Genomic DNA, 7,046 nt, shown 5'->3' on the forward strand with positions numbered 1-7,046 from the left:
TGGAACGTCTCTACAATACATCACATATTATTGCAGCTGACGCTGAATGCGATCGCTTAAAGGACTGTGTTTTGATGCCAAACGCGCCCTACCCGCCGCTGCCCATTCTTGCAGTTTCTGAATTTGCTCAGTAGCGGTGCGTGCTAGGGGGATGATTTGACTGGCTGATTCAAGAATGTCATCGGTGAAAAAGTCCCGATTTTGGCTAAATCCGATGTGCATTGCTTCAATTAAAGTTTGCTCAATTTCTGCCCCAGAGAAATCAGGTGTTTCATAAGCTAACCTATCAATGTCGTAACTTTTTAAATTATGGGGGCGCAGTCGGGACAAGTGGACGTTGAAAATTGCTTTTCTTTCTTCCTGGCTGGGTAAACCAACAAAGAATATTTCATCAAATCGCCCTTTGCGCAGCATTTCTGGTGGTAAAGCTTGGATGTCGTTAGCGGTGGAGACGACAAACACAGGTGAAGTTTTTTCCGCTAACCATGTAATAAATGTACCAAACACGCGGCTAGTAGTTCCCGCATCACCTTTGCTTCCCAATCCTGAAAAGGCTTTGTCTATCTCATCTATCCATAAAACACAGGGAGCAAGGGCTTCAGCTACTTGTATCATTTGCCGCGTGCGCGATTCAGATTCACCTACCAAACCACCAAATAATCTTCCCACATCTAAACGCAGTAAAGGTAAATGCCAATGGTGGGCGATCGCTTTGGCTGTTAAGGATTTTCCAGTACCCTGAATACCTACTAACATTAAACCACGCGGGTGCGGTAAACCGTACTGTCTGGCTCGTTCGCTAAACGCTCCTCCTCGACGCAAAAGCCAGTCTTTGAGGTTATCTAATCCACCAATATCGGAAATTTGCTCGGTGGCGGGGTAAAAGTCGAGAATTTGGGTTTGCCGGATAGTTTGGCGTTTTTCTTCCAATACTAAGTCTACGTCTTCTGGTAAAAGTTCGCCCCGCGTAGCGATCGCTCGTGCCAAAACCCGACGGATGCGTTCCATAGATAGCCCTTGACAAGAGCGCACCAGATCATCTAAAACTTTACCAGAAAGGGAGTTACCAGTTGCTTGTAGTAAGCGTTCCACTTCTACTTTAATTTCTGCCGCCGTAGGTAAGGGAAACTCCAAAACTGTCAAAACTTCAGTTAAGTCGTCAGGAATGGCAATGCGCGGGGAGAGCAAGACAATGTTCTTCGGTTGTGACTTGAGGAGACGGGCGAAATTGCGGAGTTTGCGAGCGATCGCCACATCTTCCAAAAAGCGATGATAATCCCGCAAAATCAACACTGCTGGTGCAGATGCTGGTAATTTATCCAAAAATTCCAAAGCTTGCAGCGGATTACGCCGACCAAATCCGGCATCATTGGGATTACCTTGGTAACCATCGACAAAATCCCAAGTATAAACTGGGCGATTACCTTGAGAAGCAGCTTCTTCCCGAATCGCCGTTTCCACCCGTTCTTCTTCGTAGGTGGGAATATATATCAGGGGGTAGCGGGCGCGTAACAGTAGTTTAAATTCGTCACGGAAACTCATAATATGGATGTATGCCGTTAGTTGTTATTTCTCATTGTTCAATTTTTGTACTGCGTCTAACAACTAACAATCAATATATAGTTATCCTTTTGATGGGACGAAAGTAAGAAATCCTAAACCAAAGTTTCTGGATCGATACCTAGATCCTTTAGCCGTTGTGCGAGCAATTGCGCCCTCCTTTCAGCTTCTTGACGACGTTGTTGTTCTTCCTGGCTTAGTCTTTCAGCCTCAAAGCGGCGCTGCTCTTCAAAATTTGCACGTTCTTCGGCTTCAGTAATACGTTCTTCTGGTGTCAGCAAACGTTTTCCCGTCTCGTCATACCAGTACAACCACTCCCGTGGTATACCTTGATAAGTTCCTCTTTCAAAACCAATTGCTAAACCAATCTCTGGTAGCCAAACAGGATTTCCCGGCAATAACTCATAACTGCCATTCACCAACCGATATACTTCCAAACGTGGTTTCCTGCGCCGCCGCGAAGAATACACAGCGTAGAACAATACTCCCATTTGGGCGTACTTTTGTTTTTTCTTTGTGTATTCGCCTCGGTACTTTTTGGAGACAACTTCCAAAGCCAAAATTGGTACGATATTTTCTTCCCACAGTACGTAAGATAGACGCAATTCCTCGTCAATCAAACGCTCTACTCCTATACTGAGAAATCCATCGGGGACTATAGCTGGTTTATCTGGGTCATAGTATATTCCCATATCCACACCAAAGAACCAATCCCAGCGATCCGCCCACAATAGCGCCAGTATCGCTTTGAGTAAACCTGGGATTAAATCTTGCAGTTCATTATCCACTGGGGTATCGTCTGAGTCTGGTAGTTCTTCGGAAGATGGCAAGCAATGCAGCGGATTATACTTTAACATGACTAGTGCTTGAAGAGTATATTCTAGATAAATTTTAGGCAACAAAAAGGGCAGGCATAAAACCAATACGGTTTGGATAAGAGCGCAAGATTCCCCCAACCCATATCTTCCACCTCTACATGAGTACGCCTTGAACTGCTATTTGGTAGCGTTAATGAGCTTTTTACTGAACACTAAATGAACCTTTCTCTGAACTAACTCTGAGCGAAAAGAGTAGCTGGATCATCTTATTGCGTTCTGGCATCGTGTTGTTAGCAAAACAAGACAGATCGATTTAACACAGAAAAGGAGTTAGGAGTCATGCAGCTTATCAACACCGTAAAAACTATACTAAATTCATCATTGTCCACAGAGATATGCCTCCAGAAGTGTTCTATTTATCTACTCAAGGAATTCGGCAATTGCTGCAAAGTTCAATGCGAGAAAACATCGCAAGCAAAGGCAAAGTAGTTAGGAGTACCGCTCTTGTAGTTGATAAATATCCTGGTTTAGAGTTGCTGGTGCAAAATTATGACGGGAGCTTGGGACAATATCAAGCATTTCTAGTTAAAGGACGTATGTACGTTCTTGGAGCATTGACATCAGATGAACTAACAACAGAAACTGTCAACTTTTTCGAGTCTTTCAGTTTTTATCCAGAAAGGATTCGTTATTCGCATTAAAGGTATTTGGTCATTAATCAAGAAGCAAATACCCGGTATTTCATTGTTTTTAAACTATGAATATCAAAACTAAAAGTGGGATTTTTAAAGTTTAGTGTTAATCACAAAATTTGGCTCTAATTAGGCAAAACAAGTTACTATTTTCTGGAGGTGCAAGTTGAATTTACCTAAGACGCTACCTGTAAATTATTGGCAACTTATTGTAGGTAAACCTTTTTTTGAGCAGCTTAAAGTTGTTGACTGGCAATCAATATTTCTGAGATTGATAAGATCTGAGGAAGGTAAAAAATTTACCTTAACGCAAAACGTTCTGGCAATTAGGCGATATGGATTGTTCCTATTTTTGCTCCAGAAATATCCAAATTTGAAGATGGTTCCCAATCAGGAGATTGATGCAGTTTTACACGCCCACATGGCTGACTCTCATCAGTTTCAAGAAGACTGCCAAAACCTCTTTAGTGTCTGCTTCACGCATGTTCCAGAAGTCGGGTTAAGAGGAGAAGTTGAACGGCAAGAATGGCTACTTGCTTTTGCTCACACCCAAACACTATTGGAGCAAAATTTTGGACAGGGTGCAATGGGTAGTTCTGTTGCGGCTTGTTGCGAAATACTCTTGAATTTCACCTAATGTTGATGATGCTTCACCTCATCTAGCATCTTTATCAGCAGCACAAATTTTTCCAACATCTATATAAATGCAGGGGAAATCCCATCAATTGTTGCAGATTTAATCGTGCAGCACGTCTTCTTTTGACATTTCAATTTAACTCGTTTTATTCACAAACAAGGACGTTTTATATGATGTCATCTCGCATCTCCCAAAAATTTATTTGCCAAACTTTAGGCATTACAGCAAGCTTACTCTCGTTACTGTCAAATCAAAGTTTTGCTTACAGCGCACCTCCATCATCTATTCCGAATCAAACCTCATCTAAATCAAATCTACTAGCAATTGAAGATGAGAAGCCGATTTATCCTGTAGCAGAAAAGTTAATTCGTGCTAATGGACTTGATGATTACCCGTGGCGAATTAAAGTAGAAGAAGATGATGATGATAATGCTCATGCTAGTAATATTAACCAAGTTACAATTTCTAAAGGATTGTTAGACAAATTGTATGGGGATGAAGCTGGTATTGCTTTTATCATCGGGCATGAAATTGCCCATAATACACAACGTCATACGTATATGCGAACTGCTTTTGAGGATAAGCTAAGTAAACAATTGCTAGTAGAAGCAAACGCAGAAGTTCAAAACTTGATTGCCGAAGAAAAAAGAAAATTTAGCGCTAATAAAAATATCAGTCGTGGAAAAATGTGCCGCCGTCCAGCAGTTGTCAAAAAAACATCAGTATCCGCTACAGAATATCGTGTTCTCAACTGCCAAGGACAACTTGATACCGATAAAATTGAGCGTGTAAAACTACAAATATTTGCTAAAAAACAACAAGAGTTTGAGAGCGCAATTAAAAAACTAAGTCGCCAGCAAGAGTTTGAAGCTGATGCATTAGGTTATATGTATATGGTAAGGGCAGGCTATGACCCAGAAGGTGCATTGCGAGTGCTAAATCTCATGACACGTCTTCCTTATCATGACGCAGATGATAGCACTCATCCATCCTTTATTGATAGAATTAATGCTATCAAAGAGCTAATGAAAAAATATCCCGTATCAACTTTAGTAGCTGAAGGTGCAATTCGTCTGCGTCAAAATCCCCAACCTCTGACATTTGATGTTTCAAATGATGGCGAATCTTTGCGAATTAATTCTAGGTTTGGTTCGCAACAAACTCAACCTAAAACTGATAGTTAAAGTCGGATGTGTAGAGACGCGATACCCAAGCGTCTCTACAGCATTTGAAGCAAAATTTGTGTTTCCTCTACTTCTGGTAGCATTCCCAGTCTCTCGAAATTCTCCAAAGCAGCGCTCGCCCAACTACGAGCCGAAACTAAATTCCCTTGCGCCTTTGCTAAATTAGATAATGAGCGTTGACAGAATGCCTTGCGACTTTTGTCTCCATTAGCTTCAGCAACGCGCAGTCCTTCTATTAGGAGTCGTTCTGCTTCATTTAGCCCTCCTTGCTTAATAGCAATCTCCGCCAACCAGTTTTGCGTACAGAAAATCGCACGTCTCCAATCCATTGATTGTGCATACTCTAGGGCTTCTTGAAAAAGAATTTTCGCCTGCTCGTACTCTCCTTTTTTGAAGAAAATTTCACCTTGGTAATAACGAATTTGAACTAACTGCTGCAGTCGCTGCTGTTCCTCTAATTGTGTCTGCTCTAGCAGTTCCATTGTTTGAGTAAGCCAGGTTTGCGCCTCATCAAACCTCTGTTGTTGAATGCGTAAAACGGCAATATTTCTAGCCAAATTTAATCGGAATAAAGGTTCTTGGTGGTGACGGAGTTCCCAAGCGCGTGCAAACAACTCGTCTGCTTCAAGTAACTGTTTGTGCTTCCCAAATGAAGTAAGAGTCCAAGCACGATCAACCATCACTTTTGCTGCTACTAACCAGTCTCCGCGTTGCTCTGCTGCTTGAATTAGCCATGCAGTCCAGGTGATGCGATCATCCCAGTAGCGCAAGCGGCTTTCTCGCCTGCCCATCATGTGGGTGTACGGTTCAATATTTTGCCACAGCTTGAGCATCTCAGTGTATCGCCCCTCAACCATACACCACTCAATCACAGCTTGTAGATTTTGCCACTCAAGATCTAAACCATCGAACTGTTGCCACTCCTTGGGATCTTGTCCAAAGTACCTCTGTGAAAAATTTAAGTACCAACCAATCCATCTCTCCCGCGCTTCCCGTTCAAAATCGGGATGAGCCTTTAGTTCGGCGAGTGCGTACTCACGAGTCAGTGGTAGCATACTATAGCGATCATTTTCCTGTCCCACTAAAGAAAGTCCTCGCAATCGAGCCAAGTCACTATTTGTAATGTTGGAATTAGCCTCTGGTACTGCAACTTGCACAAGGGCATCCTGTAAAGCAGGCATTGGAAACAGCGCTAGTGCCATCAGTAACTTATGTGCTGATTGCCCTGACAATGGTTTCACTGAACTTTCAAAGCAAAAACGGGCGACATCTCCTTTTGAGTGAGACACCCGTTCCAGTACCTCCTTAATTGGGTAGCCATTAGCTAACTGTCCAATAGCGTAGCTGATGGCTACTGGAACGCCCCCCGTCACTTGATAAAGTGCTTGAGTATCTTGATTAAGTGATACTCCCTTGGTTTCAGCTTCATGTTGAATCAGACAAAGAGCATCTTTCTCAGGCATTGATGTGAGACGAACGGGAACAAACACAATCTGTTCGCGAGTGGTGATGACTGCTTTGACAGTTGATGGTAACTCATATAAAAACGCTAGAACATCTTGCTGGTTCTCTACCGTCTCCAAATTATCCACAATCAGCAGCGTGCGTTGGCAGGAGAGGGCATCTTTAATTAAGTCTAATTGCTCTTCAAAACTCACCCCTGTAATGTCTAGCCGATCTAACATCCGCGCAATCTGCCGGAAAATATCATGCAAAGTCCGTCGCGGAGCCAAAGAAGGTAACAAACCGAAGGACGCGAGGTAATATTGCTTGGCTGAGGTAAAAATAATGGTATCAAAGGTAGGCACACCCAAGAAAGCTTCATTGTTGTCGCTGGCGTGTAAGCAACGGTAAGCTGCTTCTAGCACAAGAGTTGTTTTGCCTACACCACCAATACCATCGACGCTAACCAAGTGTGCTGAATGTCTGGGTGAAAGCAACTCTAAAAGTCGAGCAATTTCCTCTTCCCGACCAATAAAAGTAGTACAACTGGGAGCAGGCAGGTTGTGACGCAGGCGTTTGGGTGGAGGATTTGAAAGCGGTTCGGTGGCGATCACAATTTCGTCTCCATTATTACTCTGACTTTTCCCGTTAAGTCTCGAAAAGCTTACTCACAAAGGATTATGAAGAAGGGACACTATATACGGTACAGTAA

Annotated in this window: 6 protein-coding genes; 3 read left to right on the forward strand and 3 right to left on the reverse strand. The window is 42.8% G+C overall.

The features are described 5' to 3' along the window. Positions 1–27: 27 nt before the first annotated feature. A complete protein-coding gene (locus tag ICL16_RS31375) occupies positions 28–1,542 on the reverse strand; it encodes an AAA family ATPase (protein ID WP_190835508.1) in 1,515 nt (504 codons plus the stop codon). A gap of 113 nt (positions 1,543–1,655) precedes the next feature. After that, a complete protein-coding gene (locus ICL16_RS31380; protein ID WP_190835509.1) occupies positions 1,656–2,417 on the reverse strand; it encodes a Uma2 family endonuclease in 762 nt (253 codons plus the stop codon). Positions 2,418–2,773: 356 nt separating this feature from the next. Between ICL16_RS31380 and ICL16_RS31385 the strand changes: the two genes are divergently transcribed. The 3 genes from ICL16_RS31385 (at position 2,774) to ICL16_RS31395 (ending at position 4,891) form a co-directional block, all read left to right on the forward strand. Next, positions 2,774–3,079, forward strand: coding sequence for a hypothetical protein (locus tag ICL16_RS31385; RefSeq protein ID WP_190835510.1), 306 nt, complete (start codon positions 2,774–2,776; stop codon positions 3,077–3,079). A gap of 157 nt (positions 3,080–3,236) precedes the next feature. Beyond that, positions 3,237–3,707 (forward strand): glycine-rich domain-containing protein, encoded by a 471-nt coding sequence (locus tag ICL16_RS31390; RefSeq protein ID WP_190835511.1) that lies wholly within the window; start codon positions 3,237–3,239, stop codon positions 3,705–3,707. 170 nt (positions 3,708–3,877) lie between these two features. Continuing rightward, a complete protein-coding gene (locus ICL16_RS31395) occupies positions 3,878–4,891 on the forward strand; it encodes a M48 family metallopeptidase (protein WP_190835512.1) in 1,014 nt (337 codons plus the stop codon). 35 nt (positions 4,892–4,926) lie between these two features. Here ICL16_RS31395 and ICL16_RS31400 read toward each other — a convergent pair whose 3' ends face one another. Beyond that, positions 4,927–6,948: a tetratricopeptide repeat protein gene (locus ICL16_RS31400; protein ID WP_190835513.1), complete on the reverse strand. Its 2,022-nt coding sequence runs from the start codon at positions 6,946–6,948 to the stop codon at positions 4,927–4,929. Between the last annotated feature and the right edge of the window lie 98 nt (positions 6,949–7,046).

This window comes from Iningainema tapete BLCC-T55, assembly GCF_014698965.1.
Lineage (GTDB): Bacteria > Cyanobacteriota > Cyanobacteriia > Cyanobacteriales > Nostocaceae > Iningainema > Iningainema tapete.